We start from the raw sequence: 22,452 nt of genomic DNA on the forward strand, positions 1-22,452 counted from the left end.
GGCAATATTTACTGCAAGAGCTGTGCCTGACCAAGCTAATTGATTGATATGACTTGATTTATGTGACCTGGAATCCACTATTCAATGCGGGCAAGCCGACGGCTACAGGCGGCTAGCATGTCGATGCCGTCCCAGAGCCATTCGAATGCCAGCGCCTGTCCCGGACTTGCCACCCTATCGATACGACAACCTGGCGATACCAGGAGCGCATGCTCAAGCTGCGTTATATCCGGGCCAGCCCAGACACAGGTCTGCATATCCCAAGGCTGTAGCAGCAACTCATCAAGGTTATCGGCAACAAATTCGGCGACTGTACCTCCTCCGATATGTGCAAGCCGCAAAGAGGCGGTGGGAGTCAATAAGGTGACGCCAGAAAAGGTGTCCAGCTGCATCTGGCCATCATGGGCGGCATTTTGTTGACTATTGAGAAGGCGTTCCATCATCAGGGAGGGATTATCTGCAAATGGGGCGAAGATCCCTTCGAGCAGACGACGGCGCAACGTACTGGCGGGAGTGCCCAACCAGCAAATCGTAGTGGGTGAGGCGCAGGCTTGTTGATTGAAACGGGTAAAGTCTTGTTGCAAAGCCGCGACCACTTGCCGCCACGCAGCAGCATCCAGGTTGGCGAGCCACTGGCTATCCAACACCGCCATGGAGCGGCGATCCGGAAACACGATTTCCTGAGCGCGGGGTGAGAGCGGAATAGCCCGTACCCGGCTGATGGTTTCATCACCTCCCCAGATAATACGAAGCCGACACCGGGCCGACAGCCAGGCGGTGATGCCCTCGTCGTGGTCATAGCGGATAAAACGGGTACGGGAGACAATCTCTTGCCACTCGGGCAGAGAGAAGAGCTTGTTCAGGATGGCCAGCATGGCCTCTTGCACCGGGTCGATGCGCGATGAGAGACGTACCACGGCCCCATTGCCCATCAGTAGCGCCATGATCCAGGAGTAGAACGCGACGGTCGGCACGTTGGAGGGGACCAGATGAAAAACCATCCCCAAGGGTGCACGTCCTGCCATGCGTTTGCGCTGTACCTGAATCTGGCGCGGCCGCAACCAAAAGCCAAAGGCGGCCAGATCCGGATTCTCTCGCCCCTCCTTCAGCAGACGTGCAGAGAGCGCAGCCACAAAATCGCAGATGACGGGCGCAAAGCTTGGCAGTGGGTGAGTGACAAAACCTTGCCAGCCGCTGACGGGAGCCGCGAAAGCAACCTCTGGCCCCGCTTGCCACACGGCATCTTCTACATCTGACCGGCTCACTGGAAAGTGTCGCTGCATCCCCTCACCTCTGCGCCTTGCTGACGTCCTGATACCTGAAAATAACGGCCACGACGGCCGCAGGGGCAATCATCCTCCCCCAGCAGCACACCAAGATCCTCGCTGAGCAAACTGTGGCCGGGATAACTTTGGGGAATGGCGGAGATCACCTGCAACAAGCCTGGCTGGCCGACCCCGAGCGGTCGATGAGTCAGCGGATCCCGCACCAGCAGATCGGCAAAGAGGGGAGCATGAAGATGGCCATGCTCACACTCGACAAATACCGACCCCACCTGCTCCACCATGCCATAGAAGTTGTGCACCCGACTCAGCCCCAGCTGTTCATGGCAACGTTGCTTGAAAGCCGGATTATCCACCGCGAGGTGTTGCAGTTTTTTCCAGCCACCGCTGTGAAAAAGCGTGCCGTGCGTCAACGGCAGTTGCAGACCTCGCTCACGCAGCGGCTCCAGCAAACATTGCCAGACCATGAAGGTGAAGCCGAACAGCAGGACCGGCTGGCCCGCATATTTGTCACAAAACGCCTCGATGACAGGCCAGTTGGGCCGCATCTGCTCATCGAGGGCATAGGTATGGTCACGGCCAAGGAAGGAGAGCCCCAGCGCACCGGCTCCCCGAGCGGAAAAACCGCTGCGGTTTTGAATCAGGGCGGGTTGCTCCACCAGCAGCATAGGCAGCCGTTGCTTGCCGACGAACTCTTGCAGGATCTTCACCAGCACCTTGCTCTGCAACGCGGCTGTATCCCGATCCAGCACAATGCGTGACGGCGTCCCCGTGGTGCCCGACGAGGTGAGCACCTTGAATACTTCTTCTTGCGGCACGCTCTGCCATTGGGCCAATTTGAACAGACGGGCGGCCAGATAGGGAAGCTCTTGGTAGGTCGAGGCCTGACCCCAGCCAAACGCCGACAGAATATTGGCAAAAGCTGGACACCCCTGCCCATGCCGCTGCGTCAATTCATTCAGGCGAGCAAGGAGCAGCCCACTTTTTTCCTGTTGGGGCAGCCCAAAAACCGGCGCATCAAACAGCTTGTTCATAGTTGCTCCAGCTCTGTTAACAGGGCCGGATAATCAATCTTCATATTGCTGCGTCGTGGCAAATGGTGTTGGTAGATACGCACGCTTGATGGTGGCACCATCAGCCAGCGGGCCACCTCCAGCTGTAGTGCGTCACAGGGGCACGCGTCTGCCTCGATGGCTACCAACAGGCGATCATCGCGGCCGGTCGCGGCGCAGGAATAGCCCCTCCCCTGCAACCAGGCTTCCACTTCAGCCAAGCTCACCCGTTTGCCAAACAGCTTCAGGAAACGGTTGATCCGTCCGGTCAGATAGAATCGGCCCGCCTCATCACAACGAGCCAGATCGCCAGTAAAGAGCGCATCCATATCACGCCCCCGAGCCAGATCTTCAGGGCGCTCCGCATAGCCCAGCATCACGTTTGGCCCTTGGTAAACCAGCTCTCCCTCCCCGTCAGGAAAGCCGGGCTCATGACGCAGAGAGAGACGCCCGCCCGGTACGGCACGGCCGATGGCATCCGGGGCAATCATCACTTCATCGTGTGCCAACCAAGCGATGCGCGGTGCCGCTTCGGTCTGGCCATACATCACGAAAAAACGGCGTCCCAGTAAGGAGGCCTGTTCGGCAAATTGCTTTGCCAGTGCCGGCTCAAGCCGCCCTCCGGCCTGGGTCAGGGTCATCAGACTGGGATAGCGGGCCCAGTCAAAACGCAAGCGGTTTAGCATCTGAAAGGTAAAGGGTACCCCCGCCACACTGGTGACCTGGTGGCGATTGACCTCATCCCAGAAGTGGCGCTCAAGGGGACTGGCAGTGCATGAAACCAGCGAGGCGCCAACCAAAAGATGGCTGTTAAGTACCGACATCCCGAAGGAGTAAAAAAGTGGCAACGAGGTGATGGCTCGCTCACGCCCGTTCAGCGCCAGATATTCGGCGATGGCCGTGGCATTGGCATCAAGATTGGTTCGCGACAATCGCACCCATTTGCAGGAGCCGGTACTGCCCGATGTCGGCAGCAGCATGGCCAGCTCAGGGTGAAGCGAGGGCGCATCGCCAAGATGCGCAACTGCCCCATCTTCCAATACCCGCAGGCTGACACCAAAGCGCTGGCACTGCTCATGGTGCAACCGGGCATCCTGTGCAGGATCGGCCAGCATGATGGCGTGGCCATCACGCAGGGCCAACAAGTAGTGCAGCAGATGCCGGGTGGACGTCACAAATGGCAGGTAGACCAAATGACGACCGACGGGATAGGTGGTGGCCAACTGCGCCACACGCCGAGCCAGCTCACCATAACTGAGCCACCCCTCTTGCGGATCTCGCCAGGCTGGCGCCTCATTGATTTCAACCAGATGTGTCAACAAATCAGGCTGGCTCAAATCACCATCCCCCCATCGACCCCAATCACCTGCCCGGTCACATAACTCGACAAGTCGGATGCGAGAAACAGGGCCACCTTGGCCACTTCATCTGGCGTGCCAACCCGCCCCATTGCTATGCTGACCACCCGCTCGGCAAACTTATCTTGCGGGATGGCGTGCGCCATATCGGTATCAATAAAACCTGGGGCAATCGCATTGACCCGGATCTGGCTGGCGGCCAGCTCCTTGGCCAGTGACTGGGTAATACCGATCACCGCCGCCTTGCTACCGGCATAGCTGCTGAGCCCCGCCGCCCCCACCTGCCCCATCAGGGAGGCGAGATTGATGATGCTGCCACCACCGCTGCGTTGCATCAGGCGGACGGCATACTGGCTGCAATAGATCACGCTAAAGGTATTGTTGCTGAATGTCTTTTGCAGATGGGTCTGGTTCGCCATCCCCAATAACGCCTCTTCCAGCATGCCGGCATTGTTGACCAACACGTCCAGCTGACGAGTCTGAGCAAACAGCTGCTGAAAAGCCTGCTTAACCGCCGACGGATCAGCCACATCAAAACAGAGAGGCTGGCAAGGCACGCCAAACTCGGTACCAATCGCGGTCGCCAGCTGGCTCATGGTCACCTCATCACGGCCTCCCAGCCACAGTTCAGCCCCCTGAGAGGCAAACTGGCGGACAATGGCAAGACCGATGCCACGCCCGGCACCGGTGATCAACACCCGCTTGCCCTGCAACAGCCCCTGCATCAGAAAGCGACTCCATACTTGGCCAGGATCTCGCGCGCCTTGCCGACCGAACTCATGTCGATAATGTCATCGGTGTCGAGCAGCACGCCGTAGTTATCCTCCAACTGGGCAATCAGCCCCATGTGGGCGACAGAATCCCACTGCGGGATACTGTTGTAGGCCAGCCCATCGCTGACGCTGCCGATATCGAGACCCAGCGCCTCGGCAAAAACCTGTTCCAATGCGATTGTCATCTGAAAAATCTCCGTAGCCGCTCACGGGCGGCATAATAATTCGCCGGCAGCAGTTCCAATGCAAAAAATCCATTCTCTTGCCCAACTTGGCGGTAACCCAGTTGTTCATTCAAGCGCAGGGCAGAGCGATTGTTCTCCCGAACCAGGGTGCGGATACAACCGATGTGCAACTCATCAAAACCCTGATCAAGCTGAGATAAGGCAGCAGCGACAGCCAGCATGGGATGCCGCACGGTTGAGTTGCCCAGATAGAGCCCCGCATCGGCGATCGCCTGACCCAGCAGCTCGCCCTGAGACTCACCTTTAAGATTGACGTAGCCCACTCGCACGTCTTTGCACCAGAGCACCCAGTGCTGCTGATCCCGCCGCTCACGGGTGGCGGTGAACCATTGGCGCTGTTGCCGTGGCGAAATACGCGTCTGGGATACCATCTGCATTCGCACCTCATCCTGATTGCGCCAACGCCGCAAAGCGGGAAGATCCCACGGCGCTATCGGGCGTAGCTCAACGCCATAACTCATCTTCAACGCCATACAGTTTCCATGACTTCCATGACCTGTCTCTCTTATCGACCACACGGCCGCCATTCCGTAGCAAAAATCGATAATACAAGCAGAAAAACCAGTATAATATCAAAAATAATCAAAGAGTTGTCATCGATTATCCTGGCTTTGGCCAGTCATTAATCCAGCAGAGAGAACCCATCATGGCCATCGCCATTATCCCGGCCCGGGGTGGCAGCAAACGCATTCCACGCAAGAATATCCGCCCCTTTTGTGGCCAGCCCATGCTCGCCTATGCCATCCAAGCAGCGCAACAATCAGGCTGTTTCAACAAGGTGGTGGTCTCCACCGATGATGAGGAGATTGCCGAAGTTGCTCGTCAACTGGGCGCGGAAGTACCATTTCTGCGGCCAGCCAACCTCGCCGATGATCACACAGGTACCACCCCTGTGGTGATCGACACCATCCAGCGGCTCGACCAGCTCGGCATCCAGGCAGAGCACTACTGCTGCATCTATGCCACGGTCCCGCTTATTCAAGCCGATGACTTGAAGGCCGCCCATCAGCGACTGATCGCAAGTAATGCTCCCTTTGTCTATACCGTGGCCGAGTTTGGCTTCCCTATTCAGCGCGCCGTGCGCATGGACGAGCAGGGCCGGGTCACCCCCTTCTGGCCGGAGCAGATGGCGAAACGCTCTCAGGATCTGGAGCCTGCCTATCAGGATGCCGGCCAGTTCTACTGGGGCAGCCGTGCGGCCTGGCTGGGAGGGATCAGCCCGGTAGGGGGAGAAGGGATTGGCCATATTCTGCCAAGACACAGGGTGGTCGACATCGACACGCCGGAAGATTGGCACCTGGCCGAACTGCTCTATCAAGTGCTGGCCCAAGATGACGTTTAAGGTTGCCTTCCGGCTCGACGCCGGCACCGAGATTGGGCTGGGTCATCTGATGCGCTGTCTGGCCATCGCCGATCGGCTGAAAACGGCTGGCGCCGAGTGCCACTTCCTCTGCCATCAGCTACCTATGCACCTGTTGCCACTGCTGCACTCCCACCAGCATCACGCTCTCTGTGATCTGGACGATGCAGGCCCCTTGCCCACCTTGCGCCCGGAGTGGCTGGTGTGTGATCACTACCAGATTGATCGGCAAATCGAGCAGACACTGGCAAGTCACTGTGGTCAGTTGCTGGTGATCGACGATCTGGCCGATCGCCCTCATCATGGTCAGTTGCTGCTGGATCAGGGGCCACAGCGCAGCACAGCCGATTACCAGTCACTCGTCCCTGCCGACTGTCGGCTGCTGCTGGGCACCGACTATGCCCTGCTGCGCCCTGCCTATCGCCAGCTAGCACGCCAAAAGGCCAGCCGGTGGCGACATGGCCTCATCTGCTTTGGTGGTGCCGATCCGGCCGGAGCCTGCCTCATCACCCTCAATACGCTGGCTCGACTGCCATGGGCTAAAACCGTCAACTGGACTCTGGTAGCCGGTGGGGCCAATCCTTTCTGGCCCGAGCTGCAACAAAGGGTTGCCGAACTGCCCGATCTGCCGCTCACCTTGCTGCGTCAGAGCGACCAGATGGCCGACCTGATGAGCCGACACGACTTCGCCATTGGCGCTGCGGGCGGCATGACCTGGGAGCGAGCCTGTCTCGGCCTGCCGACCCTGGCGGTGCCCATCGTCGACAACCAACAGTTTAACGATGAGGTGATCGCCCGCTTTCAGCTGGCAGAGCGGCTGACCCTGAGCGAACTGGATGAACCTGAGCGGCTGATGCAGGCCCTGCAACGACTTGAATTGCAAGCAGATGACTATCGCTGCCACGGCCAGCAACAGGTGGATGGGCTGGGGCTGGATCGGCTCACCGCCTGGCTGCTACCACAATCCGATTATCAACTGTTGCCAGATGGCCAACAGTGGCAACTACGCCATGATGACCAACTGCTGCTCACCCTGACTCTGGACGGTCAGCATCTGACATGGCAGGCCGCCCGGCCACTTCAACCAGCGGAGTGGCAAGAGCTGGCACATCGCTTGCAAACAATTTTCTCCCAATTTCCCCTCTATCTTGCCGAGCCACCGCAGATAGCGCCCCCTGCCCCCTGGCAGCCGGCGCCGCAAGGCTGGCAACTTGGCACAGGAATCTGAACACAGATGCAGATCGATCATCGCCCCATCAACCAGGAACAGGCCCCCTATGTGATTGCCGAACTGTCGGCCAACCACAATGGCAATCTGGACCGCGCCCTGGCCATCATGACCGCCGCCAAAGCAGCGGGTGCCAGCGCCGTCAAGCTGCAAACCTACCGCCCGGATACCATAACCCTCAAAAGTGATCGACCGGAATTTCAGATCCATGGCGGTTTGTGGGATGGCCACAGCCTCTACGATCTTTATGAGTGGGCACATACCCCGTGGGAGTGGCACCAGGCGCTGTTTGCCAAGGGGCGCGAGCTGGGCCTAACGGTCTTTAGCAGTCCGTTCGACTTCAGTGCGGTGGACTTGCTTGAATCACTTGACTGTCCTGCCTACAAGATCGCCTCCTTCGAGCTGGTGGATCTTCCCCTGATTCGCTACGCCGCCCAGACCGGCAAGCCGCTTATCATGTCCACCGGCATGGCGAACGAGGCCGAGATCTCCGCCGCGGTCGATATTGCGCTCAAGCATGGCAACGGCCAGCTGGCCCTGCTGCACTGTGTCAGCGGCTATCCGGCGCCGGCAGCCGAGTACAACCTGCGTACCATCCCCATGTTGCGCCAGCGCTTCGGGGTCGAGGTGGGGCTCTCCGATCACACCCTCGGCTCTGCCACCGCCATCGCCGCCACCGCGCTCGGGGCCACCCTCATCGAGAAACACTTCACCCTGGCCCGCGCCGACGGCGGACCGGATTGCGCCTTCTCCATGGAACCGGCCGAGCTCACCGAGCTGGTGGCCTCGGTCAATACCGCCCATGCCGCCCTTGGGGTGGCTGACTACCAGCTCACCGCCAGTGAACAGGGTAACCGTGCATTTCGCCGCTCCCTCTATCTGGTCAAGGAGATGGCCGCCGGCGAGCAGCTCACCGCAGAGCATATCAAGTCGGTGCGCCCCGCCCTCGGCCTGCCCCCGGCCGATTACGATCGGCTCATCGGCAAGCGGGTCAACCGCAGCCTGAGTGCCAATCAACCGCTGAGCTGGGAGTGGATAGACAACGATGAGTGATGATCTCTTCAACCAGCACGGTAGGCTCATCAGCCAGCGCTGGCCCGCCCTCTGGCCCCGCTTGCTGGCACAGGACGTTGAAAGCCTGCCGGCCGAGCTGACCGAAGGTCTCGGCTCCACCCTAAGCCTCCACGGCATACAGCTCACCAGCCGGCACGACCGGGTGAAGGAAGCCGAGCTGCAGGCCGCCAGCCTGCCCGAGCAGCCGGTGCTGCACCTCTACGGCACCGGGCTCGGCGATCTGCCGCGCACCCTGCTGGGGCGCAGTAGCCTCAAGCGGCTGGAAGTGAAGATCATGAATGGCGCCCTGTTTGCCCTTGTACTGCGGCTGCTAGACCAGCAGGACTGGCTGACGGACCCCAGGGTCGAGCTGATGATGGCCGGCGACGAAGGGGAGGTGCGGCTGCCCTTCTTCGCCCTGCCGCCCGAGCTGCTGCTGGTGGAAGATGCTGCCGCCCGCATCCGCGACCGGCTGGTGAGTGAAATCGATTTGCCGTTCGCCCGGGCCAGGTTCGACGCCGAGCACCCCGACATCACCCGGCGGCTGGCGGAAAACCGCGATCTGCTGGCCGGCGACGGCGATGTGGCCTCCCTGTTCGGTCTGGCTCAGGGCAAGCAGGCGCTGATCGTGGCGAGTGGCCCAACCCTGCAGCACAACCTGGCCACCCTGCAGGCCCAGTTGCAGCGCCGTCGGCAGGACTATCTTCTGATTAGCGTCGATACCGCGCTGGCGTTTTTGCTCAGCCACGGTATCCGGCCCGACATCGTCGTCACCATAGATGACGCCATCCACGGCAACCGGCTGCCCGCCGCCCAGTCGGCCCAGACCACCCTGGTCTATTACCCCACGGTTCCCACGGCAGCCCTGCTGGCCTGGCAGGGGCCGCGCAAGACCGCCTACTCCCGCAGCCCCATGTATCAGCAGCTGCGGCAGACGCACCCCAAGGGCGTGCTGCACTCGGGCGGCAGCGTCATTCATCCCGCGGTGGATCTCGCCGTACAGATGGGTTGCCACCAGGTCATCCTGCTGGGCACCGACTTCGCCTTTCCCGGCGAACTCACCCACTCGGGCTGGGCCGATGGTGCGCTCGGCCCCAGCGCCGCGCAGGCACTCAGCTGGGCCCTCGACGGCCATGGCCGGCGGGTCAAGACCAATCCGAACTTTTCCGCCTACCGCACCGAGCTCGAGCGCTACATAGCGCGCCACCCCGAGGTACAGTTCTGGAACTGCAGCCGGGAAGGCGCGGAGATCGCCGGCTGCCGCTATCACCCGGAGTACGTGCAATGAAAAACGACCAGATCACCCGCCTAACCGCCCTGGCGCACCAGTTTCGACTGGGGCAGTCGGTTGCTGCGAGTCAGGCATTGCCGGAACTGCTGCAAGAGGTGCTCACCGAGCAGGGCAACCTGCCGCCCGGGTTGGTAGCCGCCCTGCTGCAGTGCCAGGAACGGCAGGACTGGCTAGGGCTGGCCGATTACCTCGAATATGAAGTGGTGCACTGCCTGTCGACCCCGGCCGGCGACACAAACACAGGAGACTACTGATGATCAAGGCCATTTCCAACGCCTCCGAGAAAGAGCTGTCACGTCGCCAGGCCTTCAGCGAGTTGCTGCACGCCAGCCCGCTGCCCGCAGCCGAGCTGCAGAACAACCTGGGCCTCTACCTCAAGCGCCAGTCGCTCTCCCGCATCCTGTTCATGCACGAGCTGTATCAGAAGATCGTGCCGGTCCACGGCGTCATCATGGATTTCGGTACCCGCTGGGGTCAAAACCTGGCGCTTTTCTCCTCGTTTCGCGGCATGTATGAACCCTACAACTACAACCGCAAGCTGGTGGGATTCGATACCTTCAGCGGCTTCCCTTCCCACGCTCCGCAGGATGGCAGTGACGCCACCATCCAGCCGGGTGCATACGGGGTGACGCCCGGTTATGAGCAGCATCTGGCCCAACTGCTCGCCGCCCATGAGGCGGAAAGCCCGCTGGAGCATATCGTCAAGCATGAGCTGGTGAAGGGGGATGTGACCGAGACCCTGCCGGCCTATCTGGCTCGCCAGCCGGAGACCATGGTTGCGCTGGCCTATTTTGACTTTGATCTCTACGAGCCGACCCGCCGCTGCCTCGAGCTCATCAAGCCGCACCTGACCAAGGGGTCGGTGCTGGCATTCGATGAGCTCAACTGGCCCGCCTTTCCGGGGGAGACTCTGGCCCTCAAGGAGGTGCTGGGGCTGGATCGCTACGCCATCCGTCGCACCCCGCACAACCCGGGACCAGCCTATCTGGTGATCGAGTAGTCCGGTTGCGGGCTGAGACGACGCAGCAGCCCGGCCTCCAGCAGCATCCGCGCCAGCGGCTCCACCCGCCAGAACGGCGCCCCTATGGTCTCGGCGATCTCGAACAGGGTCAGCTTGCCGTCGCTGTAGGCCAGCAGATTCATCATCTCCCTCACTTGCCAGCCCGAATAGCGGGTCGACAAATCCGGGTAGAGCCCCCGCTTGCCGAGCTGGGGTTCGCCCAGCACGGTGACCTCGCAGCGCTCGTCCAGCTCCAGACACTCGATGGCCCGGCGCAGCGCCATGAAGCCGCCCACCAGACCGGCCGGCGTCACCAGCGAGAGGTCATCGAGTGAGGTGTGGTACTCGGCATAACAGCCGTATCGACTGCGCATCACCGAGGTGACCGGCAGATCGATGCCGGGTGCGCACAGCTGCCGCTCGTTGGAGCCCCGCTCCAGGAAGCTGTAAGCCTTGTAGCCCGGTGCCAGATGGCCGAGCACATGGCGACCGATGCGATCCGCCAGCGTGTTGCCCTGGCGGGAAGGGAGGAAGGAGTAGCTGCGGTCATCGCCAAGACAGGTCAGGTTGAACCCGGCCAGGGTGCGCTGCTTGAGCTGGTCCAGATGACGGGAGAGATAGACGATGGCCCCCAGGGTTTCAGGCACCAGCATCAGCCGGTAGCTGTAGCGACGTGTGGGCAGTGACGCAAGCCAGGCCATCAGGAATACACCAACACAGGGGCCGGAGAGCTCGTTGTTGGCCATGGAGGGGTGGCAGGTGTAGCTCGACAGCAGGATCTCCTGCTCGCTCTCCCCCGGCAGCACCCAGTCACCATAGGTGAGCGAACCCGGGGCCAGGGTGGCATCGATCACTACCTGATATTCTCCCTCCGGCAGCGCCTCTCGCAGTCGATGGGGCAGACAGAAGCCCCAGCGGCGCTTGTAGTAGGAGGTCACATAGGGAATGGCATCCGGCTGCTCGGGCAGAGAGTGGAGATGGGGCTGCAGCTCGGCCAGCGAGAGGGTACAGCACACCGGCTCCGAGTAACCGACCAGATGCAGGTTGTGATCCTGGAAATCCACCACCCTGCGACCATCCGGCCCCACTATGTAGGCCTCCCGCACGTTCCACTCGTCAGGCACTGTCCAGTCGAAGCACTCGGTGCCGCTGGCCACTTCATGGATCTGCAGCTCAGGCAGGCAGAGCTCGCGCCACAGGGCCAGCGACTGCCGAACCCCGTCCCCGGTCAGGCTACGATTGAGCGGAAACAGCAGGGTGAGCAGCCGATGCAGCTGTTCACCGACTTGTGCCTGGTCGTCCCAGTCGGTGGGCAGATAACCGCTCTTGGGTGAAAAACTCATGGGGTGGGTGCCTCGATCAATTCGACAATGTGGCCTAGCGGGCTCAGGAAAAACTGGACGTGGGCGCCGCCAAACGCGATGGCTTGCTGGCTGGGTCCGAGGGGAAGATGACGCTGGGCCCGCAGTTTTTCGGCAGCCATTGCCAGATCTGCCACCTCATAGGCCAGATGATTGAGCAGATTATGACGGGTACGTAGCGCCTGACTGACGGGGCTATCATCACTGGCAGGTGCAATCAGTTCATAGCAAATCCCCGCATCATCATAGGCAAAACAGATATACACCCGCTGCAACGGATCGAGCACCGGCTCGCTAAAGTGGGAAAGCCCGAGGGTCTCGCAACAATAACGTACGCCAAGATCCAGTTCGGCCACCACCAGCCCAATATGGTGCAGTTTCATCTCCCCTCCCTGATGAGCGCATGGGGATGGACAGCGATCAGCTCTTTTGCCACCGCGGCAAAGTCGGCGCAGCGAACCGCCCAGACCGGCAACCTGCCAAACAGCGCTTGTCGCCACTTGCCCTGGCACTTGAGCGCATCAACCAGACGGGAAAGATCTATCTCGCTGGCCAGATCGAGTCTTCGCACAAAGTAGTCACAATGCCAGGGGCGCACCATTTCCTGCTCGCGGACATCACCCTCAAAGCGTTTCATAAAGCGATAATCGACACCTAGTTGCTGCTCGACATAGTGGGTGAAGGTAATGCGATCTGGATGACAGGCAAAACCGGCAATCCAGCCATCGTGGGCCGCCAACCAGGCGAAGGGGCTCTCTTCACCAAAGCAGTCATGGCCCCCTGCTGCAACCACCTGGTCACGCCCCGCTCCCCATACCGCAACGCTGAAGATGGGATCGCGGGTCCGCGCAACCCCTGGCAGAGTGCGAAACTGCTCCGTCATCAACCCGACTTCACTGGGGGATGTCGCCCTGTCGAAACAGCTCTGGCGAGTCAGGCTATACGTGAATGTTGGCACCAGCAGAGTGCCCTCGTTTCCAAGCCACTCCTGCATCCCCAACCAAAAAGCATGCATGCCGGCTTCATTGCCCCGTCCTGGAAACTGGGCTACCGCCATGGCGTCAGAGTGAACCATCAAGGCGCTTCCGCGCGCGATCCCGAGAGTGCTCAACGCATGAGAGAGAGCCTCAATCACAGGGCAAGACCACGACGCAACAGCGCATCACGAATATCCCGAAGTTGCTTCATCGTCGCCAGCTCTTCAGGCTCGAAGCGTACCGAGAACGTCTGTTCAACCAGTAACAGAAAATTGAAATGACCGAGCGAATCCCATTCCGGAAAGGCCCCAAGTCCCAACTGATAGTCGCCTCGCGTGACGGTTGCAAAAGGAAACTGCTGTTCCAACAAAGTGAAGAGATCAGTCATGGTGATAAAACTCCAAAAAAGGCAAATTCAGCTGTTCGAGCGCCAGACTATGGTAATGCTCATGGGAAAAACGGGCGGGATCCGGATTATCACAGGGGGCCAACGACAGGGATGCCAACCATGTCAGCGCAGGTTCATTACGTGCACAACGGTTCGAGCCAATAACCAGACGCTCGACCCCCGCCTCGCGCAATACAGCCGAGACGCTATCCAGTAACCAATATTCGAGTCCTCTGGACAACACTCTGCAACTCAGAGCCAGCGTATCGAGCAATGCCAGTTTGGGCGTGAGGTTTATGATCAGCACCAAGCCAACCAAACCATGATCGGCAAAGCGATCCTGCAACGACACTAGCCAGCACCAGCCAGACTGCGCCAGCCGTTTGAGCTCGCTCGCCTCATATCGCTGACAGGAGAGATTAAACTGGTTGGTTTTATGGATGATCTGCTCGGCACGAGCAAGGTTATCCACCGCCAACGGCTGTATCGCCGCACGCAACGACAAAGAGGCGAGAAAATGTTGTTCACTGCCAACCTCGCTACGTAACCGGGCGGCATCTGCCAATGCCAGATAGGAGGCCTGACGAAGAGCGTCATCACCACTGAAGATGCGGGAGAACCCCCCATAAGTGAGCAAGGTTGTAGGCCATGCCCAAATATCTGCTGGTGGTTCAATGACATCGACTTGTGGCAGGGCATGGCGAACTTCAGCCCTTTCCAGGGGGGAATCATCCCAGAAGACCAAGGCCTCAAGCCCCAGATTGAGGCTGGCGGCAATATGTCGCAAACCTTGAGATTTCGAGCCCCAACCAATGGCAGATGCTGCAATATTTCGCCTTTTGAGTCTCATGGCGCCATGCTGCTCAAACACCAGCCAAACATCTGCAGGCTCGTTTTTAGAGCACAATGCCAACAACACGCCGCGCTGATACCAGTAAAGCGCCGCATCCTGAAACGACTGATAGAGTTTGCCGAGACCGTCCTGACCAAGGTAAAGGCCAGTCAACCCCTCTTCACCCACTACCCCCCCCCACAGGGTATTGTCACAATCGAGCACCAGCACCTTGCGTATTGGCGCCTGATCAAGCATCCAACGCGCGGCAATCCAGTCGGCAAGGCTGGTCAAGCCGTGCATCGAGAGAGGACAAGAAAGAAGGTAACGATTACGCTCGTCCACACAATGGGCTCGCCCCTGCTCAGAGAGCCAGCGACCCAGCCCCAAATCCCTAATGTGGTGACGTGCAAGCGCTCGGGTAAAGCAGACATCCAGCTGCATCATCCAGGGATGAAGAGCGCTACTCACACCACCGCCTTGCAGTGAACAGGCACCAAGATAAAGATGAGGGAGCCCCCGCAGTGGCGAGAGCAATGCTTCCAACCAGGTGTCGATGGTCTCGGACAATGCGGGTTCAGCCAAGGTGTACCAATGCTTGCATTCGCTGTCGGTCAGCAGTTGCTCCCAAAACCAGAGCACCAGATGTCCGTCACAAGCGGCCATCGGCTGCCATTGACCTTGAGGGCAAAATTGCAACTGTGCATGTCGGGCCAAAGGAGCCCATGCCACATTACCGGGCATGAGAAATGCGGTGGATGCCAGGGAAAGGGTGGCCATATATGCACCTGAAAGGATTAAATACTTCTATATCATACTGTTAGGGAATGGAGATGAACAGAGTCATCCCCATCCGATTCAAGGACTAGCGCTTGAACACATCCAGGCCGGTAAAATAGGTGGTATCATGGCCATCGAACGCATCGGCATACATCACTTTGCTGTCCTCGAAAAATAACTCCAGGATTGCCTGCGCCTCTTTTATCTTGACCGCCAGTACCTCGGGTTCTGCTGTCACCTGCGACATCATCAGGCTGATGATATTGGCGTAGAAATAGTTCATTGAACCGATCAAGACCCGATAGAGATGCGATTCGCGGCTCATCAACAGATAAAGCAGATAGTCGTGATGGCGTTGCATCATGGCCAATACCGCATTGTGTTCACAGGCTACCTGGCGCCAGTCATCGCGCAACTTGTCTACCAGCTCAACGAACAGCGACACCTGCAATGCAGCAGCGAAATCAACGCTGCTCATGTCAAAGGACTGGAAACAAGTGGCCATCACTTCATCCATGAGCGGGATTTTGTCGAGTACCGGCCATTCAGGTTGCAACGATTCAACACGACGAGGGATTGCCCCTTCTATATAAGCGCCGTCACTACTGTTGACGCACTGCATCTCGGGATAATCACGCAATACACTGGCCATATTGTGAATGGCTAGCCCAAACAGATGATTGATACGCACTTCGTCGCCAAAGTTACCCGGAGCCGGGAAAGTATCCTTTAAATTTTCCTCGTATTTCGCCTCTTGCTTGTCGTTGTAATAGAGACTCAGGCTGGAGTGATGCTGTCCGGCTGTTTTATAGCCATTGTCGATACCAAACAAATACACCTGCTTGAAACCAAGCAAGGCCGCATAATTGAGGCCGGTATTGCCGACGAACGGGTTGGAAAATTCAATGGTATCGTACTCAAATGCCTGACCAAACGCGCTAATCAGCATGGAGAACATCGGCTCGTTGGGCTTGAACGCCAACCCTGTTTTACGAAAGAAGCGCTTGCATTCAGGGTGAATGACATCAACGCTCAGAAACACGGTGTCCTTTATAAAGTCATCGGCATTGAGAATGCTCAGAAAATCGGCTGAGCTCTTGGTGCGCTCCACTGCAACGTAGATATCCGGTTTTACGCCAACTTTGTAGAGTGCACTGACCGCAGTACCGCAGGCGATAATGATTGCCTGCTGCTGATGCTGCCGGATGAACTCGATGCTCTGATCCAGCGAGGGGCCATTGCCAACCACAAAGACAGGGATCTGCTCGAAGGCACGGCTATCGCGCCACCGTTTCAGAAAGGGGGTGCCGTCTTGCAGATGGGTGTGGCTATGGGCAAGTGCATAGATGTTGTCATCAAAGAACCCCCACCCCGTTTTGAGCAGATAGAACTCCCTTTCCACCTGTGTTATCAAGGCGTGCAGCTTGGGGGAATGGTAATGACAGAACGAGAAATAGCTTGCCGACCAGAATGCCCCCTTGCGATGCAGCGCCTCCATCATGTCAGCGACCAGCAATCGCTCGTCAACACCGATAAAGAGGTGCAGACTGATCGACTCCTCCTCCATGTAGGCGAGCAGCTGATGCCAATCAAAACAGAAGAGCGAGGCGTAAAACATGTCAAGATCAGGCTCGAAAGCAAACAGATTCTTGATCTTGCACTGTTCATACAAGCAACCGAGCTGGTAGCCCAAACCAATGCCATACATCAGTGCCAGAGGAATATCGGTATGTAATGCTGCCTTTAGACGCAACCCTTCCAGAGCTGAGTTCTCTTTTAATTTGGAGATTTCATTGTTGTATTTGATATGGATTTGGCCATCGATATACCACTGGGGCACAAAATCGATGCACTGCAAGACACTGTGTTTAATGACCTCGGCAATCTGCGACTGAACCTCGCTAAATGGATCATCCCCATAAAGCGAGATACCCTCATCGAGCCACAGAATATTGGGAACGCCGTTTTCATTACAGAAGAAACGAAAAGGCCTGGCAGGCTGGTACTCCTTGAAAAAGTCATGAATGGCGGGCATGTATTTGGCAAACGCAGCCATATTGAGTTCATAACGAACGGGGAGTACTTCCAGCATGGCGGCCTCCTGCTGCTTTTGCAGAGCCAGGCGTGCCAGTTCACTTTCTACATCATGAATCTTGTGATGGATATCCATGTCAGACTAACCTGCATTCAGCTTGTAAAGACCGGATGCACGTCCGGCCTGGGAGAATTGTCGTAATTGTGCTTCAGCCTGCTGCTTTTCCTGACCCACCCAATCATAAATAAGCTGGAACTGCATCAGTGCCTGCCGCTGTTCCACATTGAGTGTCTCTCCCCAAGGCAGTGACCCAAATACCTCTTCCAGAGCATGCAGATAAAGTTCAGCCAGCTGTTCTGCTGCAACCAGCTCACCTTGCACCAGTAGAGACTGCAACTGCTCGCCCTGTCTCATCAAGGCAGACACAGAAGTACTATTGACCTCATTCATGCCGGTCTGCCTACCTTTTGCTGTGCCAGCGCCTTGTCTCGCTCATCGACAGGGATGGCATCCCAACCGCTCTTGACCGTCAGCATCAGGTTCATCACTTCATCAATGGCGCCTACATCCATGTCACGGCTGGCATCCATCATGCGCACTTTCATATAGTCATAAAGTGCGAACAGGTCTTCGGGGACCTTGCCATAAGAGAGATCAAGTGAATCTTGCAGACCATTGATAATGGCCAGCGTCTTGGAGATAGATTGGGACTTACCCTCGAAATCGCGACGCTCGACTGCACCGCGAGCCTGAGCGAGACGTTCGAGACACCCTTGCATCAATAACTGGATCACGCGATAGGGATCCGCCACTGCCAGCTCAGACTGCAAACTCTGGGTTGTATAGGCCTTGATCGTTTTTCGATACATACGAGACTCAGCTCCTGACTACAAATTAACTGGTTTTGTTGTTGGTATTGAGCAGGTTGAGATAGGAGGCAGATTTGTTCATCTTGGCCAGCAAGGTATCCAGACTGCCGTAGCGTGCCCTCAACGTCTCTTCATACTTGGTGAGCTGCGCCGCGACATCTGCTTGTTTGCGGTTGACATCACGCAGATCAGAATTGAGTGTCTCTTCCCGCTTGGCAAGCAGTCCCCCTGTCTTGGAGTAGGTCTCAAGCTGGCTGGCCAACTTGCCAGCAACACCGTCCTTGCCACCAAATACAGCCACTACCTGGTCGAAGTTCTTCTCGACCGCTTCATCGAATTTCGTCGAATCAAGTGAGAGCACTCCCTTGTTGTCCATCTTGACCCCCAACTGAAAGATGGTAGAGAAGGTCGAAGAGTTGTTAGAAGGCTCGGTGACGGTGCCACTCATCAGGTTGGTCACAGCCTTGGTCGTCGCATCCCCCGCCAGGGCTCCACCATCATTCTGGCTGACACCGGCCACGATAGAGCTGCGTTTGCCCAGATCGGTGCTCTTCTTCACCAGAGCGTTATAGCCATCGATGAAGCTCTGCACCATGGTCTTGATGCCAGCCTTGTCTGTCGTCACATCCACTCTGTTTGGCTTGTAAGTGGTCGTCACGGTACCATCACTCGGGTTCGTGGTAGTGGTGCTCTCCGACTCTTTCAACACCGTAATCTTGAGACCCACAATGGTGCCATCAAAGGTGTTGGTCGCACTGGTCAATTTATTGCCATCCACGCTTATCTCGGCATCACGGGCTTGTTGCTTCTGGGTCAGCTTGGAGATGAAATTGTCAGTCAGTTCAGGTGTACTGCCGGTTATCTGCAGATCTTTACCTGTTCCACTGACACCGGAGTCAATCACAAGGGCCGCCTTGCCATCGGAGGTATTCATGATATTGACGCTAAGACCAAAGTTGTCACTATCATTGTTGATCCGCTTGCGAATGGACTGGAGTGAATCCCCTGCTTTGACATCCACATCAAAGGTCTTGTCACCTGCCTTGAATGTCAGGGTGCCATCTTGAGTGATCATGGGCGTGGTAGAAGAGGCGAAACTACCTTCAAATTTGCTGGTCTTCGCCAATTTTTCGACACTGATGTCATATTGCCCGTTGGAAGCGCCACTCTTGCTCTCCACCTTGAGAACCGGATTATCTTTATCCTGGGTGATGTTTATCGCACGTTTGTTAAACGCGTCATCCTTTGACATAGCCTGCAGAGTGGTGACAAAAGTCGCGATCGCTGACTTCAGCTGGCCTACCCCTGAGAGAGTGATCTGGGCGTTGGTCTTTTTGGTGGTAATTGGCTGCAACAGCTGCGCCTTTTTGGCATCAACGCTTGCAGCGATGACAGACTCCAAGTCCAGTCCAGAGCCCGCACCAGCAGACGTAATAGTAGCCATACTCACTCTCCTCGCAAACGTAACTATTAAATCTCTTTATCAAGCAATAACCCGACTCGAGAGCCACCGCCAATCACATCACCTTCGCGCAGAGCCTGGATTCGTTTGCTGATAGCCAGCAACTCTTCGCTTGGTATCTGACGGATCATTGATTTGGTATCGGCATCCATAACCTTGATAACAACCTGCTCCAGTTCCTTTTCAACACTGAAATTGACGGTCCATCCTTGCAACTGACTGAACTCTTGCAAGTTTTGTACCCCTTTCTCAATTTCCTTGTCTGAAATCTTCGGCTTGCCAGCCCTCTCCTGCTCAGGCAGCCCCTGTTGCTTTTCCATGTCCTTTGCCGTCCCCCGCTGCTCTTCTGCTGTGCCAGATAGCACTTGAGCGGCCGACTGGCCGCTCTTGCTACTTGACTGAAGAGAAGAAGGAGTGACCGATGACGGAATTCCAATTTCATTGGCCATATCGTCGCTCCTTTTTTATCTCATCACAGCCTGTTAACCCAGCAGGGACAGGGCTGATTGCGGTCTTTGGTTGGCTTGAGCCAGGATGCTGGAAGCAGCCTGTTGCAGAATGTTCTGCTTGGTCAGATTAGCGGTCTCGGTTGCAAAGTCTGCGTCACGAATACGAGAACGTGCTGCGCTCAGGTTTTCAGAGACGTTGGACTGGTTGCGAATGGTGGAGTCAAACCGGTTCTGCACCGCACCCAGCTCTGCCCGCTTGCTGTCTACCGCCTTGATCATGAAATCAAGGTTGGCCATGGCCAGCTGGGCGGCGCTGGCAGAGCTGATGCTGCTGACGCTGGTAGAGGTTACTGCAGATGTTCCCTTGGTCACGGTATAGGGCTCGCCAGAGGCACTGGTAGCAACGGTCGCGCTTCCCTTGGTTGATGCCGCAATCCCACTGATGGTAAAGGCGGAAGTCATCTTGAAGGTGATAGTCTGACCAGCATCCGCCCCCACCTGGAACGACCCCTTGTAGTTGCCATCCAGCAGCTTCTGGCCACCGAAAGTGGTGTCGTTGGAGATACGGTTGATCTCTGTAGTCAGTTGGTCAAACTCTTGCTGCAATGCAGTACGGTCATCGGTGTTGTTGGAACCGTTAGCAGATTGCTGTGCCAGCGTGCGCATACGCTGCAGCATACTGGTCACTTCATCCATGGCCCCTTCAGCCGTTTGAGCAACCGAGATACCATCGTTGGCGTTGCGGTTACCTTGATCCAAACCGTTGATCTGGGAAGTCAAACGGTTGGAGATCTGCAAACCGGCAGCATCATCTTTGGCAGTGTTGATACGAAGTCCCGATGCCAGTCTGGTGTAAGAGGTATCCAGAGACTTGTTGGTATTCATCAGGTTACGCTGGGCGTTCAGTGATGAAGTATTCGTGTTGATATACATGGCCATAAAATATTCTCCCGAAGAACATGCGACTGCGGGTTGCGCCGTCAAAGCGGCGTCCCACCGTTAGAAGAACAGGTTGAACGAGCCTGAGTCTTCTGGCGGGTGTCTGTTTGAACGGACAGGTCACCCGCAGTAGTGCAAACGTTGGATTCCGAACACCCCTCGATTGCTTCACCTTGTTTAACGGCAGTGCAGAGGCAAGCTTTAGGAAAATTGTTGCCTAACGCGGCAATTTTTCTCCGGTACATGGCAAGGAAAGTCAGATGGCAAACATAGTGCAAGACGTAATAGAGGGGTTGCAAGATGGTGTGACAGGATTATTTTTGTGGCACGGTTTGTGCTTAGGTTGGGTAGAGTGACGTCGATTTGACGACACAATAAAAAGAGGCCGGTAAACCGGCCTAAAGATGAGCATATGCTCAGGAGAATATGACCAAGCGTGACAGAACTGAACAGCTGGGCAACACTTGGCATTACTAGTAGAGAATTATATCTCTCCCGATAGAACAGAGTGCGAACCGAACACCCCTTTGTTCCATCTCTTGACCAGGGCGGCCTGAACAACCGCCCTGTTTTCTTTTGTTAGCCTTGCAGCAGCGAAAGAGCTGACTGGGGGCGCTGGTTCGCCTGGGCCAGTATGGTTGATGCGGCCTGTTGCAAGATATTCTGCTTGGTCAGGTTTGCAGTCTCGGTGGCGAAGTCTGCATCACGGATACGTGAGCGTGCAGCACTAACGTTTTCGGAGACGTTCGCCTGGTTGCGAATGGTCGAGTCAAACCGGTTTTGTACCGCCCCCAGTTCAGCACGCTTGCTGTCCACCACCTTTATCATGTAATCCAGGTTGGCCATAGCCGACTGGGCCGAGCTTGCAGCTGTAATGGTCGACATACTGGTAGATGTGACCGGCGTTCCTGCTGTCTTCGTGATGTTATACGGCTCGCCCGAGGTCGTGGTTGCCACTGTCGCACTACCACTGGTGGCAGAGGCCATGCCCGAGATAGTAAAGGCGGTCGTCATCCGGAAGGTGATGGTCTGCCCTGCGTCTGCCCCCACCTGGAAGGTGCCCACATAGCCGCCATTAAGCAGGTTCTGACCACCAAACGTGGTATCTTTGGCTACCCGGTCAATTTCAGTCATCAACTGGGTATACTCTTGCTGCAGCGCAGTACGGTCATCAGTGTTATTGGAACCGTTGGCTGACTGTTGAGCCAGCGTACGCATCCGTTGCAGCATGGAGGTAATTTCATCCATTGCCCCTTCGGCAGTTTGGGCAACAGAGATACCGTCATTGGCATTACGGTTACCTTGATCCAGACCGTTGATCTGGGAGGTCAAACGGTTGGCAATTTGCAGGCCGGCGGCATCGTCTTTGGCGCTGTTGATACGCAGACCGGATGCCAGTCGAGTGTAGGATGTATCCAGTGATTTGGTCGTATTCATCAGGTTACGCTGAGCGTTGAGTGATGAAACGTTAGTGTTGATATAAAGGCCCATGACTATTCTCCTAAGCTATTAAATTTACTCTTCTATTTGCTCTGGCTTTATTATTTTCTGTGCCCGATGCGTCTTATTTAACGGCCCGTTTTTCGATGTCTTTAGCATTTTTTTCAACGCTTCATCACGTTAACGCCGCTTACCCTATATATCGACAGGTCGGGGATAAACTTAAGGAAAAAAACGCCCACTAAAACGTGGCAGAAACTCATCGCGCCCCTCCTCC

24 protein-coding genes are annotated in these 22,452 nt (G+C 57.0%); 6 read left to right on the top strand and 18 right to left on the bottom strand.

What is annotated here, in order from left to right:
* Positions 1–77 precede the first annotated feature (77 nt).
* The 6 genes from G5315_RS02815 to G5315_RS02840 are packed head-to-tail and all read right to left on the bottom strand — an operon-like array spanning position 78 to position 5,184.
* On the bottom strand, positions 78–1,283 hold the full coding sequence (locus G5315_RS02815) for an acyl-CoA reductase (protein ID WP_421262790.1): 1,206 nt from the start codon (positions 1,281–1,283) through the stop codon (positions 78–80).
* Complete coding sequence (locus G5315_RS02820; protein WP_421262791.1) at positions 1,262–2,317, bottom strand: acyl-protein synthetase; 1,056 nt, start codon at positions 2,315–2,317, stop codon at positions 1,262–1,264. Before G5315_RS02820 ends, G5315_RS02815 begins: the two co-directional genes overlap by 22 nt.
* Entirely contained in the window at positions 2,314–3,672 is a 1,359-nt protein-coding gene (locus tag G5315_RS02825) for an AMP-binding protein (RefSeq protein ID WP_421332353.1), read from the bottom strand. Before G5315_RS02825 ends, G5315_RS02820 begins: the two co-directional genes overlap by 4 nt.
* A complete protein-coding gene (locus G5315_RS02830; RefSeq protein ID WP_421332354.1) occupies positions 3,669–4,418 on the bottom strand; it encodes an SDR family NAD(P)-dependent oxidoreductase in 750 nt (249 codons plus the stop codon). The genes G5315_RS02825 and G5315_RS02830 overlap by 4 nt, the downstream gene beginning before the upstream one ends.
* Positions 4,418–4,651 carry an acyl carrier protein gene (locus G5315_RS02835; RefSeq protein WP_021230851.1) on the bottom strand — a complete coding sequence of 78 codons (234 nt, stop codon included), beginning with the start codon at positions 4,649–4,651 and terminating at the stop codon, positions 4,418–4,420. The genes G5315_RS02830 and G5315_RS02835 overlap by 1 nt, the downstream gene beginning before the upstream one ends.
* Positions 4,648–5,184 (bottom strand): GNAT family N-acetyltransferase, encoded by a 537-nt coding sequence (locus tag G5315_RS02840; RefSeq protein ID WP_421332356.1) that lies wholly within the window; start codon positions 5,182–5,184, stop codon positions 4,648–4,650. The genes G5315_RS02835 and G5315_RS02840 overlap by 4 nt, the downstream gene beginning before the upstream one ends.
* 173 nt (positions 5,185–5,357) lie before the next feature.
* Between G5315_RS02840 and pseF the strand changes: the two genes are divergently transcribed.
* From pseF to G5315_RS02870, 6 genes are read left to right on the top strand one after another with little or no spacing between them, the layout of a single operon-like run.
* On the top strand, positions 5,358–6,053 hold the full coding sequence (gene pseF, locus G5315_RS02845) for a pseudaminic acid cytidylyltransferase (protein ID WP_227340789.1): 696 nt from the start codon (positions 5,358–5,360) through the stop codon (positions 6,051–6,053).
* Positions 6,043–7,299, top strand: a complete 1,257-nt coding sequence (pseG, locus tag G5315_RS02850; protein ID WP_421332357.1) for a UDP-2,4-diacetamido-2,4,6-trideoxy-beta-L-altropyranose hydrolase — start codon at positions 6,043–6,045, stop codon at positions 7,297–7,299. Before pseF ends, pseG begins: the two co-directional genes overlap by 11 nt.
* A gap of 6 nt (positions 7,300–7,305) precedes the next feature.
* Complete coding sequence (gene pseI, locus G5315_RS02855) at positions 7,306–8,352, top strand: pseudaminic acid synthase (RefSeq protein ID WP_421309654.1); 1,047 nt, start codon at positions 7,306–7,308, stop codon at positions 8,350–8,352.
* Complete coding sequence (locus tag G5315_RS02860) at positions 8,345–9,640, top strand: motility associated factor glycosyltransferase family protein (RefSeq protein ID WP_421332358.1); 1,296 nt, start codon at positions 8,345–8,347, stop codon at positions 9,638–9,640. The genes pseI and G5315_RS02860 overlap by 8 nt, the downstream gene beginning before the upstream one ends.
* The gene (locus G5315_RS02865; RefSeq protein WP_129503720.1) at positions 9,637–9,897 is read left to right on the top strand and encodes a hypothetical protein; all 261 of its coding nucleotides are present in this window, start codon (positions 9,637–9,639) and stop codon (positions 9,895–9,897) included. Before G5315_RS02860 ends, G5315_RS02865 begins: the two co-directional genes overlap by 4 nt.
* Positions 9,897–10,643: a class I SAM-dependent methyltransferase gene (locus tag G5315_RS02870; RefSeq protein WP_421332360.1), complete on the top strand. Its 747-nt coding sequence runs from the start codon at positions 9,897–9,899 to the stop codon at positions 10,641–10,643. The genes G5315_RS02865 and G5315_RS02870 overlap by 1 nt, the downstream gene beginning before the upstream one ends.
* On the opposite strand, the gene G5315_RS02875 is transcribed toward G5315_RS02870, so the two are convergent.
* The 12 genes from G5315_RS02875 to flaA all read right to left on the bottom strand — a co-directional run bounded on the left by G5315_RS02875 (position 10,625) and on the right by flaA (position 22,226).
* Positions 10,625–11,986 (bottom strand): DUF4910 domain-containing protein, encoded by a 1,362-nt coding sequence (locus G5315_RS02875; RefSeq protein ID WP_421332361.1) that lies wholly within the window; start codon positions 11,984–11,986, stop codon positions 10,625–10,627. The genes G5315_RS02870 and G5315_RS02875 overlap by 19 nt on opposite strands.
* On the bottom strand, positions 11,983–12,387 hold the full coding sequence (locus tag G5315_RS02880) for a VOC family protein (protein ID WP_421332362.1): 405 nt from the start codon (positions 12,385–12,387) through the stop codon (positions 11,983–11,985). Before G5315_RS02880 ends, G5315_RS02875 begins: the two co-directional genes overlap by 4 nt.
* Entirely contained in the window at positions 12,384–13,139 is a 756-nt protein-coding gene (locus G5315_RS02885; RefSeq protein ID WP_164979937.1) for an AAC(3) family N-acetyltransferase, read from the bottom strand. The genes G5315_RS02880 and G5315_RS02885 overlap by 4 nt, the downstream gene beginning before the upstream one ends.
* Complete coding sequence (locus tag G5315_RS02890) at positions 13,136–13,369, bottom strand: acyl carrier protein (protein ID WP_129503716.1); 234 nt, start codon at positions 13,367–13,369, stop codon at positions 13,136–13,138. The genes G5315_RS02885 and G5315_RS02890 overlap by 4 nt, the downstream gene beginning before the upstream one ends.
* Positions 13,362–14,981, bottom strand: coding sequence for an HAD-IIIC family phosphatase (locus G5315_RS02895; RefSeq protein WP_421332363.1), 1,620 nt, complete (start codon positions 14,979–14,981; stop codon positions 13,362–13,364). The genes G5315_RS02890 and G5315_RS02895 overlap by 8 nt, the downstream gene beginning before the upstream one ends.
* 85 nt (positions 14,982–15,066) lie before the next feature.
* Positions 15,067–17,151, bottom strand: coding sequence for a 6-hydroxymethylpterin diphosphokinase MptE-like protein (locus G5315_RS02900; RefSeq protein WP_421332364.1), 2,085 nt, complete (start codon positions 17,149–17,151; stop codon positions 15,067–15,069).
* Positions 17,152–17,157: 6 nt separating this feature from the next.
* Positions 17,158–17,466: a hypothetical protein gene (locus G5315_RS02905; RefSeq protein WP_129503714.1), complete on the bottom strand. Its 309-nt coding sequence runs from the start codon at positions 17,464–17,466 to the stop codon at positions 17,158–17,160.
* Positions 17,463–17,885, bottom strand: coding sequence for a flagellar export chaperone FliS (gene fliS / locus G5315_RS02910; RefSeq protein ID WP_005346697.1), 423 nt, complete (start codon positions 17,883–17,885; stop codon positions 17,463–17,465). Before fliS ends, G5315_RS02905 begins: the two co-directional genes overlap by 4 nt.
* Positions 17,886–17,910: 25 nt before the next feature.
* The gene (fliD, locus tag G5315_RS02915) at positions 17,911–19,329 is read right to left on the bottom strand and encodes a flagellar filament capping protein FliD (RefSeq protein WP_216954022.1); all 1,419 of its coding nucleotides are present in this window, start codon (positions 19,327–19,329) and stop codon (positions 17,911–17,913) included.
* 26 nt (positions 19,330–19,355) lie between these two features.
* Positions 19,356–19,796 (bottom strand): flagellar protein FlaG, encoded by a 441-nt coding sequence (locus tag G5315_RS02920; RefSeq protein ID WP_129503712.1) that lies wholly within the window; start codon positions 19,794–19,796, stop codon positions 19,356–19,358.
* Between the two features lie 33 nt (positions 19,797–19,829).
* On the bottom strand, positions 19,830–20,735 hold the full coding sequence (gene flaB, locus G5315_RS02925) for a flagellin B (protein WP_129503711.1): 906 nt from the start codon (positions 20,733–20,735) through the stop codon (positions 19,830–19,832).
* Between the two features lie 579 nt (positions 20,736–21,314).
* Positions 21,315–22,226: a flagellin A gene (gene flaA, locus G5315_RS02930; protein ID WP_129503710.1), complete on the bottom strand. Its 912-nt coding sequence runs from the start codon at positions 22,224–22,226 to the stop codon at positions 21,315–21,317.
* Between the last annotated feature and the right edge of the window lie 226 nt (positions 22,227–22,452).

The organism is Aeromonas sp. 603607 (genome assembly GCF_049171595.1).
GTDB classification, from domain to species: Bacteria; Pseudomonadota; Gammaproteobacteria; order Enterobacterales; family Aeromonadaceae; genus Aeromonas; species Aeromonas veronii.

Bases quoted from the DNA above. Each gene is read 5' to 3' on its own strand.
- G5315_RS02840 (WP_421332356.1), bottom strand. From the start codon at position 5,184: ATGGCGTTGAAGATGAGTTATGGCGTTGAGCTACGCCCGATAGCGCCG.
- fliD (WP_216954022.1), bottom strand. From the start codon at position 19,329: ATGGCTACTATTACGTCTGCTGGTGCGGGCTCTGGACTGGACTTGGAG.
- pseI (WP_421309654.1), top strand. From the start codon at position 7,306: ATGCAGATCGATCATCGCCCCATCAACCAGGAACAGGCCCCCTATGTG.
- G5315_RS02830 (WP_421332354.1), bottom strand. From the start codon at position 4,418: ATGCAGGGGCTGTTGCAGGGCAAGCGGGTGTTGATCACCGGTGCCGGG.
- G5315_RS02875 (WP_421332361.1), bottom strand. From the start codon at position 11,986: ATGAGTTTTTCACCCAAGAGCGGTTATCTGCCCACCGACTGGGACGAC.
- G5315_RS02835 (WP_021230851.1), bottom strand. From the start codon at position 4,651: ATGACAATCGCATTGGAACAGGTTTTTGCCGAGGCGCTGGGTCTCGAT.
- flaB (WP_129503711.1), bottom strand. From the start codon at position 20,735: ATGGCCATGTATATCAACACGAATACTTCATCACTGAACGCCCAGCGT.
- G5315_RS02895 (WP_421332363.1), bottom strand. From the start codon at position 14,981: ATGGCCACCCTTTCCCTGGCATCCACCGCATTTCTCATGCCCGGTAAT.
- G5315_RS02890 (WP_129503716.1), bottom strand. From the start codon at position 13,369: ATGACTGATCTCTTCACTTTGTTGGAACAGCAGTTTCCTTTTGCAACC.
- pseF (WP_227340789.1), top strand. From the start codon at position 5,358: ATGGCCATCGCCATTATCCCGGCCCGGGGTGGCAGCAAACGCATTCCA.
- G5315_RS02820 (WP_421262791.1), bottom strand. From the start codon at position 2,317: ATGAACAAGCTGTTTGATGCGCCGGTTTTTGGGCTGCCCCAACAGGAA.
- G5315_RS02905 (WP_129503714.1), bottom strand. From the start codon at position 17,466: ATGAATGAGGTCAATAGTACTTCTGTGTCTGCCTTGATGAGACAGGGC.
- G5315_RS02815 (WP_421262790.1), bottom strand. From the start codon at position 1,283: ATGCAGCGACACTTTCCAGTGAGCCGGTCAGATGTAGAAGATGCCGTG.
- G5315_RS02920 (WP_129503712.1), bottom strand. From the start codon at position 19,796: ATGGCCAATGAAATTGGAATTCCGTCATCGGTCACTCCTTCTTCTCTT.
- G5315_RS02880 (WP_421332362.1), bottom strand. From the start codon at position 12,387: ATGAAACTGCACCATATTGGGCTGGTGGTGGCCGAACTGGATCTTGGC.
- G5315_RS02900 (WP_421332364.1), bottom strand. From the start codon at position 17,151: ATGGATATCCATCACAAGATTCATGATGTAGAAAGTGAACTGGCACGC.
- pseG (WP_421332357.1), top strand. From the start codon at position 6,043: ATGACGTTTAAGGTTGCCTTCCGGCTCGACGCCGGCACCGAGATTGGG.
- G5315_RS02860 (WP_421332358.1), top strand. From the start codon at position 8,345: ATGAGTGATGATCTCTTCAACCAGCACGGTAGGCTCATCAGCCAGCGC.
- G5315_RS02865 (WP_129503720.1), top strand. From the start codon at position 9,637: ATGAAAAACGACCAGATCACCCGCCTAACCGCCCTGGCGCACCAGTTT.
- fliS (WP_005346697.1), bottom strand. From the start codon at position 17,885: ATGTATCGAAAAACGATCAAGGCCTATACAACCCAGAGTTTGCAGTCT.
- flaA (WP_129503710.1), bottom strand. From the start codon at position 22,226: ATGGGCCTTTATATCAACACTAACGTTTCATCACTCAACGCTCAGCGT.
- G5315_RS02870 (WP_421332360.1), top strand. From the start codon at position 9,897: ATGATCAAGGCCATTTCCAACGCCTCCGAGAAAGAGCTGTCACGTCGC.